At 55.1% G+C, this 13,889-nt stretch carries 15 protein-coding genes; 4 read left to right on the forward strand and 11 right to left on the reverse strand.

Features of this window, described 5'->3' with window-relative positions; translation table 11 throughout:
• Nucleotides 1-4: 4 nt before the first annotated feature.
• Together HVA01_RS09990 and HVA01_RS09995 are read right to left on the reverse strand one after the other, a co-directional pair.
• Nucleotides 5-973, reverse strand: coding sequence for a L,D-transpeptidase family protein (locus HVA01_RS09990; protein ID WP_146875203.1), 969 nt, complete (start codon nucleotides 971-973; stop codon nucleotides 5-7).
• Between the two features lie 162 nt (nucleotides 974-1,135).
• Nucleotides 1,136-1,558, reverse strand: a complete 423-nt coding sequence (locus HVA01_RS09995) for an OsmC family protein (RefSeq protein ID WP_146875205.1) — start codon at nucleotides 1,556-1,558, stop codon at nucleotides 1,136-1,138.
• Between the two features lie 207 nt (nucleotides 1,559-1,765).
• Between HVA01_RS09995 and HVA01_RS10000 the strand changes: the two genes are divergently transcribed.
• On the forward strand, nucleotides 1,766-2,671 hold the full coding sequence (locus tag HVA01_RS10000) for a DMT family transporter (protein ID WP_146875206.1): 906 nt from the start codon (nucleotides 1,766-1,768) through the stop codon (nucleotides 2,669-2,671).
• Here the strand turns inward: HVA01_RS10000 and HVA01_RS10005 are convergent.
• From HVA01_RS10005 to HVA01_RS10030, 6 genes are all read right to left on the reverse strand, one after another.
• Entirely contained in the window at nucleotides 2,625-3,473 is an 849-nt protein-coding gene (locus HVA01_RS10005) for an MOSC domain-containing protein (protein WP_146875208.1), read from the reverse strand. The genes HVA01_RS10000 and HVA01_RS10005 overlap by 47 nt on opposite strands.
• A 53-nt stretch (nucleotides 3,474-3,526) precedes the next feature.
• Entirely contained in the window at nucleotides 3,527-4,543 is a 1,017-nt protein-coding gene (gene gntR / locus HVA01_RS10010; RefSeq protein WP_146875210.1) for a gluconate operon transcriptional repressor GntR, read from the reverse strand.
• An 83-nt stretch (nucleotides 4,544-4,626) separates the two neighbouring features.
• Nucleotides 4,627-5,148 carry a gluconokinase gene (locus tag HVA01_RS10015; RefSeq protein WP_146875212.1) on the reverse strand — a complete coding sequence of 174 codons (522 nt, stop codon included), beginning with the start codon at nucleotides 5,146-5,148 and terminating at the stop codon, nucleotides 4,627-4,629.
• Nucleotides 5,149-5,161: 13 nt separating this feature from the next.
• Nucleotides 5,162-6,442, reverse strand: coding sequence for a TRAP transporter large permease (locus HVA01_RS10020; RefSeq protein WP_146875214.1), 1,281 nt, complete (start codon nucleotides 6,440-6,442; stop codon nucleotides 5,162-5,164).
• Between the two features lie 2 nt (nucleotides 6,443-6,444).
• Nucleotides 6,445-7,038 carry a TRAP transporter small permease gene (locus HVA01_RS10025; protein WP_146875216.1) on the reverse strand — a complete coding sequence of 198 codons (594 nt, stop codon included), beginning with the start codon at nucleotides 7,036-7,038 and terminating at the stop codon, nucleotides 6,445-6,447.
• Nucleotides 7,039-7,108: 70 nt separating this feature from the next.
• Nucleotides 7,109-8,182, reverse strand: a complete 1,074-nt coding sequence (locus HVA01_RS10030) for a TRAP transporter substrate-binding protein (protein WP_146875218.1) — start codon at nucleotides 8,180-8,182, stop codon at nucleotides 7,109-7,111.
• Between the two features lie 276 nt (nucleotides 8,183-8,458).
• On the opposite strand from HVA01_RS10030, the gene HVA01_RS10035 reads away from it, so the two are divergent.
• Together HVA01_RS10035 and HVA01_RS10040 are read left to right on the forward strand one after the other, a co-directional pair.
• Entirely contained in the window at nucleotides 8,459-8,908 is a 450-nt protein-coding gene (locus tag HVA01_RS10035) for a MarR family winged helix-turn-helix transcriptional regulator (RefSeq protein WP_146875219.1), read from the forward strand.
• Nucleotides 8,909-9,065: 157 nt separating this feature from the next.
• Nucleotides 9,066-9,497, forward strand: a complete 432-nt coding sequence (locus tag HVA01_RS10040; protein WP_146875221.1) for an organic hydroperoxide resistance protein — start codon at nucleotides 9,066-9,068, stop codon at nucleotides 9,495-9,497.
• Between the two features lie 31 nt (nucleotides 9,498-9,528).
• Here HVA01_RS10040 and HVA01_RS10045 read toward each other — a convergent pair whose 3' ends face one another.
• On the reverse strand, nucleotides 9,529-10,224 hold the full coding sequence (locus HVA01_RS10045) for an aspartate/glutamate racemase family protein (protein ID WP_146875222.1): 696 nt from the start codon (nucleotides 10,222-10,224) through the stop codon (nucleotides 9,529-9,531).
• A gap of 101 nt (nucleotides 10,225-10,325) precedes the next feature.
• Between HVA01_RS10045 and yghU the strand changes: the two genes are divergently transcribed.
• A complete protein-coding gene (yghU, locus tag HVA01_RS10050) occupies nucleotides 10,326-11,198 on the forward strand; it encodes a glutathione-dependent disulfide-bond oxidoreductase (protein WP_146875224.1) in 873 nt (290 codons plus the stop codon).
• A gap of 86 nt (nucleotides 11,199-11,284) precedes the next feature.
• On the opposite strand, the gene HVA01_RS10055 is transcribed toward yghU, so the two are convergent.
• A complete protein-coding gene (locus HVA01_RS10055) occupies nucleotides 11,285-13,390 on the reverse strand; it encodes a TonB-dependent siderophore receptor (RefSeq protein ID WP_146875226.1) in 2,106 nt (701 codons plus the stop codon).
• Nucleotides 13,391-13,507: 117 nt separating this feature from the next.
• Complete coding sequence (locus HVA01_RS10060; RefSeq protein WP_146875227.1) at nucleotides 13,508-13,822, reverse strand: DUF6693 family protein; 315 nt, start codon at nucleotides 13,820-13,822, stop codon at nucleotides 13,508-13,510.
• Nucleotides 13,823-13,889: the final 67 nt, after the last annotated feature.

Consider the following 13,889-nt stretch of genomic DNA (forward strand, 5'->3'; position numbering starts at 1 on the left):
CAGACTAACTTCGCGGAACAATTTGCCCGTTAGCCCGTTCCAGCACTTCGCGCACCTGTTGGTAATCAGCGCTATGCGCGTTACCGCTCTCATGCTGTTCAATAAGCCCGACAACGTTTAACAGCGTGTCCATTCCATAGGCCTTTTCATCCGTGGCGGTAAACGCCTGGATATAGCCTTTACCGTCGGTATCCCAGCCTACTTTGATGGGCGAATCGATAATATTGACCTGGGTGCCTACCGGTACTCGCCAGAAGATCGACGCGATATCGTCGGGGTGCATGCGGATACAGCCTCGGCTAGCGCGCATGCCAATGCCATCCGGCTGGTTGGTGCCGTGAATCAGATATCCAGGGATATCCAGCAAAATAGCGTATTGGCCAAGCGGATTATCGGCGCCGGGGGGCACAACCTCAGGTGTCGGGTCGCCGCGTTCGGCGGCTTCCCGGCGAATCGACTCTGGCGGGTACCAAGCCGGATTTTCAAGTCGCATGGTCGTCTCGGTGATCCCCAACGGCGTGTTATACGCATCGCGCCCAATGCCAACGGGGTACGTCTCCACCTGCGGCGTCTCGCCCTCTTCTACCTCGGGGTAGTAGTAGAGGCGCAGCTCAGCCACGTTAATCACAATACCGGTACGCTCCTCGTCAGGCAGAATGAATTGCCCGGGGATCGTAACCTCCGTTCCCTCGCCAGGGAGCCAGATACTGACATCGGGATTGGCCATACGAATTTCTTCGTAGCCCACGTTGTGCGCCTGGGCAATATCCAGCAGCGTATCTTCTTCACTCGCCGTCACGGTGTACACTTCGCCCACCATGTTGCCCGCTTCGGGCAGAGGAAAATGGCCTTTCGGCAACTCATCCCCGCTGGCCGCGCCAGTCGACGCTATTAGCCATGCCGCGAAGGTAAAACGGCTGAAGCACAACTGTTTAAATCGCTGGAAAGGGTGGTATCGAGTACTCGATGTCATGGGGTCTCCTTTTTTTTGCTTAAGGAATATGACCACTGACGAGGAGCGAGGTCAATTCGCCACTCTGTCGCACAGTCGCAGCGCTCCCCTTTGGGTAAAAAAAATGCCGCCCCATTAGATAATGGGGCGGCATCATAAACATCGGCTATCGAAAGGTCGCGTTTAGCCTTTTAATGTAGCCGTCATACTGATGTCGGCGTTCAGCACTTTGGAGACGGGGCAGTTGGCTTTAGCCGTTTCTGCCGCTTCTTGGAAGGCTGCATCGTCGGCGCCACTTATCGCAGCGACAACGTCCAGATGAATGTTGGAAATATCAAACCCGGCATCGCTCTGTGAAAGCGTCACCTTGGCGCTGGTTTCAATCGAATCGGCGGTATACCCTTTATCGCCCAATATCATCGAAAGTGCCATTGAAAAACAGCTGGCGTGTGCTGCGCCAATTAGTTCTTCAGGATTAGTGCCTTTTTCATCCTCAAAGCGCTTGCTGAAGGAGTAATGGGCATCTATAACGCCACTTTCGGTTGAAACGGTGCCTTTGCCATCTTTGAGTCCACCTTCCCAACGTGCGCTAGCTTTACGATCCATGAACAACTCCTTGTGCGTAGCTAATATGCTTAAACATGTACTCAGACAGGGCTTAACGGCGGTTGCCGCCCCAGCCCCTTACCCAGCGTAGCTGATTTTTGGCGCTGTGCCGAATCAGCTATCACGGTGGGCTTCCTTCACTCTGCATTCCGCCGTAAGCTGGTTAGCTCCCTAATCGCCCTACCTAACGCAAATTAAGGACACACCATGTCGTCGGCTGATGCGCTGCGTCTGAGTCTGCTTTCCACACTGTGGGGCCTGTCATTTATCTTTATGCGCGTTGCCGTCCCTGAGTTTGGTGCAGTGCCCTTGGTACTGGTACGCATGGGTCTTGGCGCGTTGCTGCTCATGCCGTTGCTTATTAGCCTGCGTTATCTGCGTCTCATCTGGGACCATAAAGGCCCCTTGTTACTGCTCGGGATAGTCAATCACGTACTGCCGTTTTCATTGCTGGCGCTGGCTACCACGCGCCTGGAAGCTGGCTTTACCTCATTGATTAACGCTACCACGCCAATTTTCACCGCTTTGCTAGGCGCGCTTTTTTTCGCCACGGCGGTGCAACGCCAACAGTATTTAGGCTTAGCCCTGGCACTCCTGGGCGTCTATGTGCTTTCTGCGGATCGGCTCGATTTTGCTCTGGGCGGCGACGGCTGGTTTATTCTGGCCGCCTTAGGAGCAACGTTCTGCTACGGCATTGCGAGCAACTACTCCAAGACGCGCCTCGGCCACTTGCCCACCCGGGTGCTGGCGGCGGGCAGTAGCGCTATGTCGGCGCTAGTGCTGCTAATTCCCGGTATTTTGCTATGGCCAAGCGTCCCTATCAGCCCACTGGCCTGGGGAAATGCGATGGCACTGGCGGCGCTCAGCACCACGCTGGCGTTCCTGCTCTACTTTGGCTTACTCGCCAGCGCGGGCGCCACGGCCACCTCAACAGTCACTTTTTTGGTGCCGGTCAGTGCGTTGATATGGGGCTATCTGCTGCTTGGCGAGACGCTGAATCTACACATTATCGCCGGTATGGTCATTACCCTGATCGGTACCGCTATCGCTACCAAGCTACTGCGCATTAGGCGTCTCGGGGCGATGCCGCCAGTGTATCCCCCACACGAATAACATTGCCGTCACCCGCGATCAGTGTGGCGTTTTGACCAAAAAAAGCGCCTTTTAACGTCGGCTGTGTGTTCAACGCCATTAAGGTTTTCAGTGGCTCGGCGGGGTCAGGCACCGCCGCCGTGTGCTGATCAATGGTGGTAATTTTACAGCGCTTGCAGGGCTTGCGTAGCGCTAGTTGAAAGGCGCCGTTTTGCTCTGTCAGCGTTGCCCAGCGGTCTTCCGCCCAGGCCTCGTCGCCCTCCACCACGATATTAGGGCGAAAACGGTTCATGGGCACAGGTGTGTGTCCCTTGGCTACCAAGGCTTGATTCAAGGCATTTAATGAATCAGTGGTGGTTATCAAAAAAGGGTAACCGTCGGAGAAATAGGTGTGCGCCGCCCCGCCGTCGAGAAAATCCTCTTCAACCGCTCGGGTAAAGTCAGTCGCGAAGCGCACCAAGCTCAACCCCTGGCCCTGTTCGCCCAAAGCGGCTTCTAGCCAGCGTGAAACCTCCTCACTTTCAGGGAGCGCTTTGCAGTGGTCATTCCACACGTTGACCAAGCGCAGGTTTCCCTCGGGCTCGGCCAAGGGCACGTTGAGTGACTCGATATTAGGATGCGAAAGCACGAGGTGCTCATCGGTCAGCGCCACCTCAACGGTTGCCAGCGCCGGCAGTTGGCGCTGGGTCACGAAGCGTTGGTGAGCGTCAACCAGCATCCAGCGACGATCCCAGGCTAACCCGTGCGCCTGCAGCACGCTTTGGTCAACGCTGATGCCTTTGAGCGATTTAACGGGGTAGATGTTGAGTTGGGTAATCTGCACGGTGGCCTCACGACGGATTAAAAGGCTACTTTAGCCATTCTCACCACTAGCCGCTACCTTGAATCATCATCGCGTGACAGCGTCATTCCCGCTTCGATGCGATAGCCTAAATCGACCACTTGCTGGGTCAGCGGCTCTCCGCGCAGCCGCGCTAATAACTCCCTTGCCGCCGCTTCGCCGATGGCTCGGCGCGGCGTCACTACGCTGGCAAGCCTTGGATTCATCACCTGTCCCACATCGTGGCCGTGAAAGCCTGCCAGCGCCATGCGCTCCGGCACGTCAACCCCGCGGCGCTGGCACTCGAAGTAAGCCCCCACCGCGACGTCATCGTTGGTGCAGAAAACCCCGTCGGCTGCTGGGTAATCGGTGAGCACCTGCTGCAACAGCGCGGCGCCCACGCTGTAGGAAGAACGCTGGGTGCTTTGAAGGGTAACGGGGCTTAACCCATGCTCTTCCATCGCCTGACGATAACCCTGCTCCCGCTGGCGAGTACGCTCATCCAAGCGCACCGCTAGGTAGATCACCTGACGCCGCCCACGACGGATCATCTCGCTCACCATGTCGTAGGCGGCCTGCACGTTGTCGTAACCCACCGCCTGTTGCAGTGCAGGGCGGTGGGTATCCATGACTTCCACAATCGGGATGCCGGCGGTTTCCAGCATGCGCAGGCTGCGTGGGGTATGGTCGCGATCCGACAAAATCACCCCATCAACGTTATAGGACAGCAGCGAAGCCAGACTGCGCTCTTCAAGTTCAGGGCTGTAGCCATAGTGCGACAGCATCAGGTGATAGCCTGCCGGTTCCGTCAGCGACTCGATGCCGACGATCACATCGGCAAATACCTGGTTGGTCAGCGACGGCACCAGCACGCCAATCGAATGGCTGGTGGCGCGGGAGAGCAGATCGGGGGCACGGTTGGGAATGTAGCCAAGCTGCTCGGCAATCGAGAAGATGCGCTCGCGAAGGCCTGCCGATACCGTTTCCGGATCGCGCAGGCAGCGGCTAACGGTCATCTTGGTAGCCCCTACGTGGTCGGCAATATCCTGCAGGGTGGGGCGTTTTTTCTTCACTGGGGTGACTGCCTTTTGCAACGAGGGCGCATTGAGGCCTAGCCTAACCAGCAGCAGGCCTCAGTGCCTATTCTCCCTTTCGCTTATGAGCGGCTGGGTACCGGCAATGTGGCAGCAAATTGACGGACGATTTCCTCAGGTGGTAAAGCAATCGAAGCGGTGAACGCCTCCTCTTCTTTGGGCGGCTCCAGGTCAGCCAGTTGGCTGGCCAGCATGGTGTCGCCTTTAAAGAAGTGGCCTGCGCGGGTTTCGAGGCGTTCAAGCAGCAGCTCCCGGCTGCCCGCTAAATAGAGAATCTGCAGCGCCGTGTCGCCCTCGCGCAGCCGCTCGCGGTAGCGTTTTTTCAACCCTGAACAAGCAATGACGAGGGAGGCGTCTCGCGCTTGATACTCGGCGAACAGCGCCGCCAACGTATCCAGCCATTCGCTGCGGTCAGCGTCATTGAGCGGCGTGCCGCTGGCCATTTTGGTCACGTTGGCGGGCGAGTGATGATCGTCACCATCGATAAACGTCGCGCCTATTTCAGCTGCCACCTGACGGCCAATGTGCGACTTACCCGAGCCGGACACGCCCATTACCAATATACGCTGCGAGAGTGTCTTCACAGAGGCTCTCCTCTTAATTGCCGCGCACGGCGGTTAGGTCAGGCAACCACGTCACGATTCCCGGGAAGGCGACCAGTAACACTAGCACCACTAACAGCGCCACGTAGTAAGGCAGCATGGCTTTGACCAGCGACTCCATGGAGACCTTACCCACGCCGCAGCCGACGTAAAGGCAGGTGCCCACCGGCGGAGTTAATAGCCCAATGCCCAATACAAAGGCCATCAGTACGCCGAAGTAGGCGGCATCTACGCCCACCGAGGTTACAATGGGCGCCAGCATCGGGGCCATGATGACCATCGCCGGGGTTAAGTCCATCACAAACCCCACCAGCAGCAGCAAAAAGGCCACAATCAATAACAGCAGGAAGGGATCCTGGGTGATCGCCTGCACCTGGCTAACCAGGGTTTGCGGCACCATATTGATGGTTAAAAACCAAGCGATCACCGTCGCAAACGCCAGTAACATCATGACCATACCGGTTAACCGAGCGGTACGGATCAGCATTCCGCCCAACGCTTTCAGCTTAAACTCGCGGTAAACGACCAGCGAAATAGCCAATGAGTAGAGCAGTGCCGCCACAGCCGCTTCGGTGGCGGTAAACACGCCACCGATAATGCCGCCAATCACAATCACCGGCAGCACCAGCGCCAGCCAGGCATCCTTAAAGGCTTTCCAGAGACGATCCCAACGGAACTGCCGCACGCCGCCGCCATCCTTTTTGGCCAGAACATAGGTGGTGACCATCAGCGCAAAGCCAATCAACAGGCCTGGAATAATACCGGCAATGAACAGGCGGCTAATGGAGGTTTCGGTGACGATGCCGTACAGAATCAGCGGAATCGACGGCGGAATAATGATCCCAATCACCGAGGAGACGGTGTTAATTGCGGTGGCATTGGCCGCGCTGTAACCCTGCTCTTTCATCGACGGAATCATCATTGCACCGGTAGCCGCCGTGTCGGCCACCGCTGAACCGCTAATGCCGCCAAAAAACATCGAACCGGTGATCGCGACCTGCCCCAACCCGCCGCGCACAGAGCCAACCAGCGCACCGGCCAGCTCCATTAAACGCCGCGCAATGCCGCCGTTGCTCATCACCTCGCCAACTAAAATAAAGAACGGGATCGCCAGAAGCGGGAAGCTGTTCACTCCGCGGATCGACTGCTCAATCATAATCGATAGCGGAATATCAGAGAGTACCGCCATCACTAGCGCCGCCACACCTAAGCCAAAGGCGATGGGAAGCCCAATCACAATGGAGGCCAACAAAATAGCTAAAAAAATCCACAGCATGCTTAGCGCTCCCGCTCAGGGTGACGAATAACGGTCAGGCTTACCCACATACGCCAAACCGCGACCGCCGCAATAAAGATGACACACAGCACCAGCGAGAGGCTGATGAAACTCAGCGGCACGTTCATGATCGCCGAGCGTCCACTTGAGCGCTCCAGCACTTGATAGCCGCCCCAGATCATGACCCCCATCAGGCCGGTGATGATCAGGTGCTGCAAGAAATAAAGGATATGCGCCAGACGCAGCGGCAAGCGCCGCACCAGGGCGTCGACGGCAATGTGCTCGTAGCGAGAAAATGCCGCGGCGGCGCCGATAAACACCAGCCATACAAACAGCATGCGCGCCAACTCATCGGCCCACGGCAGCGAGTGATTGAACAGCGCGCGCCCCACCACGTTGCAGGAAACCGATGCAATCAGCGCGACTAAAATAACCCCGATCAAATACTCCATGCCCAAGGTCAGCCAGCGAAACAGCGCCGGACCATGGCGATTATCGGTATCGATTTCCAATAATTTGCGATTGGGGTCGTCCAGGTATACCGACGGATCTTCAATCGGTGTCGGGGTATGCGCGGACGTAGAAGAGAGAGGCATAGAAAACTCCAGGGCACTGACACAACGGGCAGGCACAAAGGCCTGCCCGATGGCGCGCTAAACGAATAGCTTAGTTGCTGCTATCTTCAACAATCTGCTGGATATCGGCGATCAAATCTTCGCCAATGCGCGGCGCCCATTCTTCATAAACCGGTTGAACGGCGTCTTGGAAAGCGGCTAGCTGTTCGTCGTCAAGGCGGGTAATTTGCATACCGCGTTCTGCTAACTGATTCCGTGACCAATCGTCGTATTCAGCCGAGAGCTGGATTTCATACTCGGCTGATTGACGCGCTGCTTCCTGCACCAGTTCTTGATACTCGGGCGCCATGCGGTCCCAGGTACGCTCGGAAAGCATCATGATAAACGGGGTGTAGACGTGGCGGGTTTCGGTGCCGTAATCCTGCACTTCGTGGAAGTTAGAGGTCAGGATGGTGCTCCAGGGGTTTTCCTGGCCATCGACAACGCCTTGCTCCAGCGCAGAGAACAGCTCGCCAAAGGCCATCGGCGTTGGGTTGGCGCCCAGGGCTTCCCAAATGGCCAAGTGCACTGGATTTTCCATGGTACGCACGCTTAAACCGCGCACATCCAGACCCGCTACATCTTCAGGACTAGTGATCGGGCGAGCGCTGTTGGAAAGCTGACGATAACCATTTTCAGAGAAGGCCAAGGCTTTCAGTCCCGTCCCTTCAAAAGCATCGAGCATGTTCTGAGCAACATCGCTCTGCATCACGGCCACAGCGGCTTCGCGGCTAGGCAGCAGGAACGGTAGATCGAAAGCAGCCAGCTCTTCAACGTAGCCGGTAGCAGCTGAGCTGGAGGGGTAGGTCATATCCAGCGTGCCGGTTTGCAGCATCTCCAGCATTTGCACGTCGTCGCCTAACTGGCTGTTAGGGAAAACGTTAACGCTGATACGACCGTCGGTGCGCTGCTCAAGAATCTCACCAAAGTATTGGCTGGATAGATACTGCGGCGAGCTTTCCGCAAGGCCGATGCCCATGCGTAGGGTGTGCGAGCCGTGATCACCGACTACCTCACCGTCAATTTCCGGCGGATCAGAGAGCTCTGGGCTCTGAGCATGCGCCATGCCAAAGGTCAGGGTGGTGGCACCGACGAGGGTAAGCGTGTTGCGCCAAATAGCGGTCATAGCGTTTCTCCAAATACTCGTTGTTGTTGATAACTGAGTTGTTAATGGCTGAGTTGTTGATGGCTGAGTCGTTAATCACTGAACTACTATAATCAATGAACTACTAATAGTTAATTCAATGACCGGCAGCTTGTTACCGGTAACATTCAGTAAGCGAAGGCTAGCCACCTGCCCTACGCGTGTCAAAACAAAACTGCCAACTTACGACCATCGTCTAGGCCTAGTCACTGGCGGATCATCACGCTACATTAGCCTGTCTACTTTTTTGGAGCCGCTATGTCTGAGCAACCTTCTTGCAGTGAATTAGAGCTCGATAATCAGCTTTGCTTTGCGCTCTATTCAACTTCGCTAATGATGACGAAGGTTTATAAGCCGCTGCTCAAAGAGCTTGGGCTTACTTACCCCCAATACCTTGCCATGCTGGTATTGTGGCAAGAAGATGGCATCACGGTAGGCACCATGAGTAAGCGCCTACTAACTGATCCAGGCTCACTGACGCCGCTGCTTAAACGCCTTGAAGCCGATCAACTGCTGAACCGAAAGCGCAGTTATCAAGATGAACGCGTCGTTGAGCTTTATCTGACTGAAAAGGGCCAAAACCTACGCGAACACGCTCACAGTATTCCTAGCTGCGTGGTAAATGCCAGCGAGCAGTCTGTCGAGGCGCTCACAACGCTGAAAGAGGATTTGGTGCGTCTGCGCGATAGCTTACAAAAAAATCAGTAACCACCTCGGATAACGACGAGGTAGCTAAGTTTTATTGTCATTTAACTTGCGCGCAAAATAAAGCTGCGCTAATTTGAAAGGCACGTTGCAAGGCGACGGGAATGAGAAGTACGCCAATCACACCGGCATAATCAATAACGCTGATAGGAGATATACTGTGTCTACATCGATCGAAAACGTTGTGTACCGCGCCCATTCCACCGCCACGGGTGGCCGCGAAGGGTCCGCCAAATCATCGGATGGGGCCTTGGATGTCAAACTCAGCACGCCTAAGGAACTGGGCGGCGCAGGCGGTGATGGCACCAACCCCGAACAACTCTTTGCCGCTGGCTACTCGGCCTGCTTCCTAGGCGCATTAAAGCACGTAGCCAGCCAGGAAAAAGTCAAACTGCCTGAAGAGACGCAAATTGATGGCCACGTCGGTATTGGCGCTATCCCAACCGGCTTTGGTATTGAAGTTGAACTAAAAATCAGCCTGCCCGGCCTTGATAAAGACGTTGCCCAGCAGCTGGTCGATAAAGCCCACGTTGTATGCCCCTACTCTAATGCGACTCGCGGTAATATCGACGTCACCCTGACACTGGTATAAAGGTCGTAGCCTAATTTATTGATTACTTGGCTTAATCATTGAGTGCCCACGCCACCGCTTGCTGTGCATGCAGCGCGGTGGTGTCGTAAAGCGGCACAGTGGTATCGCTTTGACTTATCAGCATGGCGATTTCGGTGCAGCCCAAAATAATCGCCTGGGCGCCTTGGGCATGGAGTGAATCAATGATGGCCAAAAAGCGCTGCCGCGATGCATCTTCAATGTGGCCTTGGCAGAGTTCATCGAAAATTACCCGATGAATAGTGTCACGCTCAGGCTGATCGGGCACCACGACTTCGATGCCAAACTGCTTTTCCAAGCGGCCGATATAAAAGTCCTGTTCCATTGTGAAGCGCGTACCCAATAGGCCGACGCGAGTCATTCCGTCCGCCGTCAGTTTTTCAGCCGTGGCATCGGCAATATGCAACAGTGGAATAGCAATGGCCTGTTCGATAGCGGGCGCTACCTTATGCATGGTGTTGGTGGCAATCACAAGGCAATCGGCGCCCGCGCGTTCGACGCTTTGAGCAGCGCTGGCCAGCAGTTCACCAGCGGCGTGCCAATCGCCCTGTTGCTGCAGCGCTTCGATGTCGGCAAAGTCGACGCTAACCATCACGATCTTAGCCGAATGAAAGCCACCTAGCGCCGCTTTGACGCCCTCGTTTAGGGCTCGGTAGTAGCCTTGGGTCGACTCCCAGCTCATACCGCCTAGCACGCCAATAACACGCATCCGCCACCTCTATGGAAAATGAGCTACTTTATTATCAGGCTAATCTCCAGCCCCCTAGTAGCCGCTTTATCATCAATAGACTCTTTATAGCGAGGAAACGAATGAGCGACAATACCTATACCCCACCCCGCGTTTGGAAATGGGAACCGGGCAATGGCGGTAAATTTGCCAATATCAATCGCCCGATTGCAGGCCCTACCCATGACAAAGCACTGCCGGTAGGTAAACACCCTCTCCAGCTCTACTCCCTTGCCACCCCTAACGGTGTCAAAGTCACCGTGATGCTCGAAGAGCTGCTGGAACAAGGCATAACAGGTGCCGAGTACGACGCCCACCTGATTCAAATTGGCGAAGGCGATCAGTTCAGCAGCGGCTTTGTGGAGGTGAACCCCAACTCCAAAATACCCGCACTAATGGATCACTCGACCACCCCACCCCAGCGGGTGTTTGAGTCCGGCGCCATCCTGCTTTATCTGGCTGAAAAATTTAACGCCTTCTTGCCCACCGACCCAGCGACACGCACCGAATGCCTGTCCTGGCTGTTCTGGCAAATGGGCAGCGCACCGATGCTGGGCGGCGGCTTTGGTCACTTTTACGCTTACGCACCGGAAAGCTATCAGTACCCAATCGACCGCTACACCATGGAAGTAAAGCGCCAGCTTGACGTGCTAGACCGCCACTTGGCAGAAAACCGCTTTATGGCGGGCGACGAGTACACCATTGCCGATATGGCGATTCACCCCTGGTACGGCGCGCTGGTAAAAAACCGCGTTTACGAGGCGGCAGAGTTCCTGGAAGCTCACACCTACAAGAACGTTCTACGCTGGACCGAGGAGCTCGATGAGCGCCCTGCCGTTAAGCGTGGCCGTATGGTCAACCGCACCTGGGGCGAACCCCACGAGCAGTTGCATGAACGCCACGACGCCAGCGACTTTGAGCTCAAAACGCAGGATAAACTGGCTGATGGTGAGTAAATAGCCGCAAAAAACCGTAAAAAAAGGGCCTACGCGTGATCACTCAGCGTAGGCCCTTTTATGTTCTAAAGGCGATTCATCACATCTTAAAACTGGTAACGCACGTTAGCCGTTACGTTGCGTCGCTCGCCATAGCCACAGTCACCGCCTTCGTAACGGCACCAAGAGACAAATTCTTCATCTGTCAGGTTTTTGGCGTCCAGGCTTAGATCCCACTGCCCGACGGTATAGCCGATCATGGCGTCAAATAAGGTCTCAGAAGGCACCTTAGGCGCACCACCCGAGCCTACGTTGTCACCGATGTAGCGAACTCCGGCACCAAATCGCCAGTTATTGCCTAGGTAGAGTTTGTTCCACCAGGACGCCTGTTTTTCCGCAACGTATGGTAGCCGCTCGCCAGAGCTTGCATCATCGGCATTCATGTGTGTGTAACCCAGTTGGGTTTCAAAGTCCTGCCAGCGTTTGTTTACCTGCAGTTCCCAGCCGTCGATGACTGCGCCGGTTTGCTCAACGCCTCCCGGCGTAGCGCCGTCGCTGACCCGGTTTTCCTGGGTGATATCGAAATACGCGGCGTTGATAGCCAGCGACTTGTCCGGTGACAGGTACTTGATCCCCGCTTCTTCCTGCTCGCCGGTCGTTGGCTCAAGCGCACTGGGGTTGGCGGTGCCGTCATCGCCCAGATTCATGGTAAAGGATTCCGAATAACTCACATAAGGCGAAATGCCGTTATCAAAGCGGTACATTAGGCCAAGACGCCCAGTAGTGGCTTCTTGTTCGTAAACCTCATCAGGTTCAGACACCGATAATTTGCGATTTTCCGCCCAGTCGTGGCGTAAGCCCGCTGACACCGCTACCCGGCTGACTTCGATATGATCAGCCAAGTAAATACCTACCTGCTCAATTTCATTACCCGATTGCCCCGAAGGATCAAGTGCCTCCAATTGCAAGTTGCCGTATTCAGGGTCATAGACATCAATCGTGCCACCAGTTGCAGAACCATTATTGTTTCGTTCCCAGTGAGCATCCTGCCTATCGATACCAGCAATCAGGTTATGCTGAGTATCACCCAACTCAAACTCCCCTTCCAGGCGGGCATCGATATTGAAAATTTGCGTTTCGTCATCAGCAGTATAAATCGTCCGAGGCACCTCACCATTAGCATCCGGTGCACTTGAGATAGTCACCCAGTGCTCGCGGGTTTCCGTGCTGGAGTCGGTGTAGCGCGCAGTGGCGGAAAACGCCCAGTCGCGGTTCAACTGATGATCGAAGAACAACGTGGTCTCGGTTTTTTCGCGGTCATAGCGGTCCCATCCCGGCTCGCCGACAAAACGCTCAGAGCCGATAAAGCCCTGTGAACCCGGTTCTAATGTGCCCGCCTGGGGCAGGAACTGCGCAGATACCTGGCCTTTATTCTCTTGGCGGTTAACCAACAGCGTGATTTCGGTATCATCACTGGGTCGCCAGGTCAGTGAGGGTGAGACTAAATAGCCATCGTCCTCAACGTGATCCACCTGAGTGTCGCTGTCACGCTTCAGGGCCACCAGGCGGTAAAGCAGCTTGCCCTCTTCGTCAGCAGCCCCGGTGACATCGACAGCGAGCTGTTTGCGGTTATGGGAACCATATTGTGCCCATACCTCGCCGCTGGACTCTTCTTCAGGCAGTTTGGAGACCCCATTGATGACGCCGCCCAAATCCGCCTGACCGTACAACATGGAAGACGGCCCTTTCAGTACTTCCAGGCTTTCGAGCGCATAGGGGTTGGTGCGCACTGAATTGTAAGAGCCGTAAAGCTGACGCAGGCCATCAAGGTAACGGCCTGCCGTAACACCGCGAACCGAGGCACCGTCTATGCGCGTATCGAACCCGAAGTTACCGGCGTAAACGCCTGGGGTATACAACAGCGCATCCTGAATCGTTTTGCTGCCGGTATCCTGCATGAACTGCTCGTCCACCACCGAGATGGAGAATGGCTGATCTTTTAGCGGCACGTTCATTTTGCCAACACCAGGCGTCTCTTCCATTTCGATATAGCCGAATTGGCCAGTGGATTCTGCTGTTACCTCGACCGTATCCAGCTCAACGGTTGGAGTATTTAGGTCGTCTTGGGCCACAGCATAAGCGGAGGTGCCTAGCAGAGAAGCTATCGCAATAGCGCGTGGCATTTTGCGCAAACAAAAGGTTGTAGTGTGCATATTGATCCCGGAGCGGAAAACTGTTATTAACGGAAAAGCCAATGATAGTAATTTTTATTTCCGAAAATATAATGTTCTCATCACCGGGTGTCAATCAAACCAGCTTATCGTATGAAATCACTCGACCCGCGAGTTATTCAACGCGTAATTCCATACCCGATAGAAGTAGAAAATATACCCTAGGCCGAAGGTAACCAGCGAAATCAGCATCCATAAGATGATGTGGCCGATATTACTGAATAGGTTGATATCGCAGACCATTTTTCGCTCGATGCCAGTCGCATCCACGACTGAGGTGCGGTTAATCACAAACCGCGAAAATGAATAGGGGAAGAAAAAGAGCGCTATCCCAAAAGTGATAAAACTCAGCACCACCCAAATAATCAGATGAACGATGATATCGAGAATCGACAGGTCTGCTTTGATTTTCACACGTTACCCTTAGCATGCATGGAAAGCGGCAGAGAGTATCACCGTCAGCCACAAGCGTGAACATTAA

The organism is Halovibrio variabilis, from assembly GCF_007991175.1.
Taxonomy (GTDB): domain Bacteria; phylum Pseudomonadota; class Gammaproteobacteria; order Pseudomonadales; family Halomonadaceae; genus Vreelandella; species Vreelandella variabilis.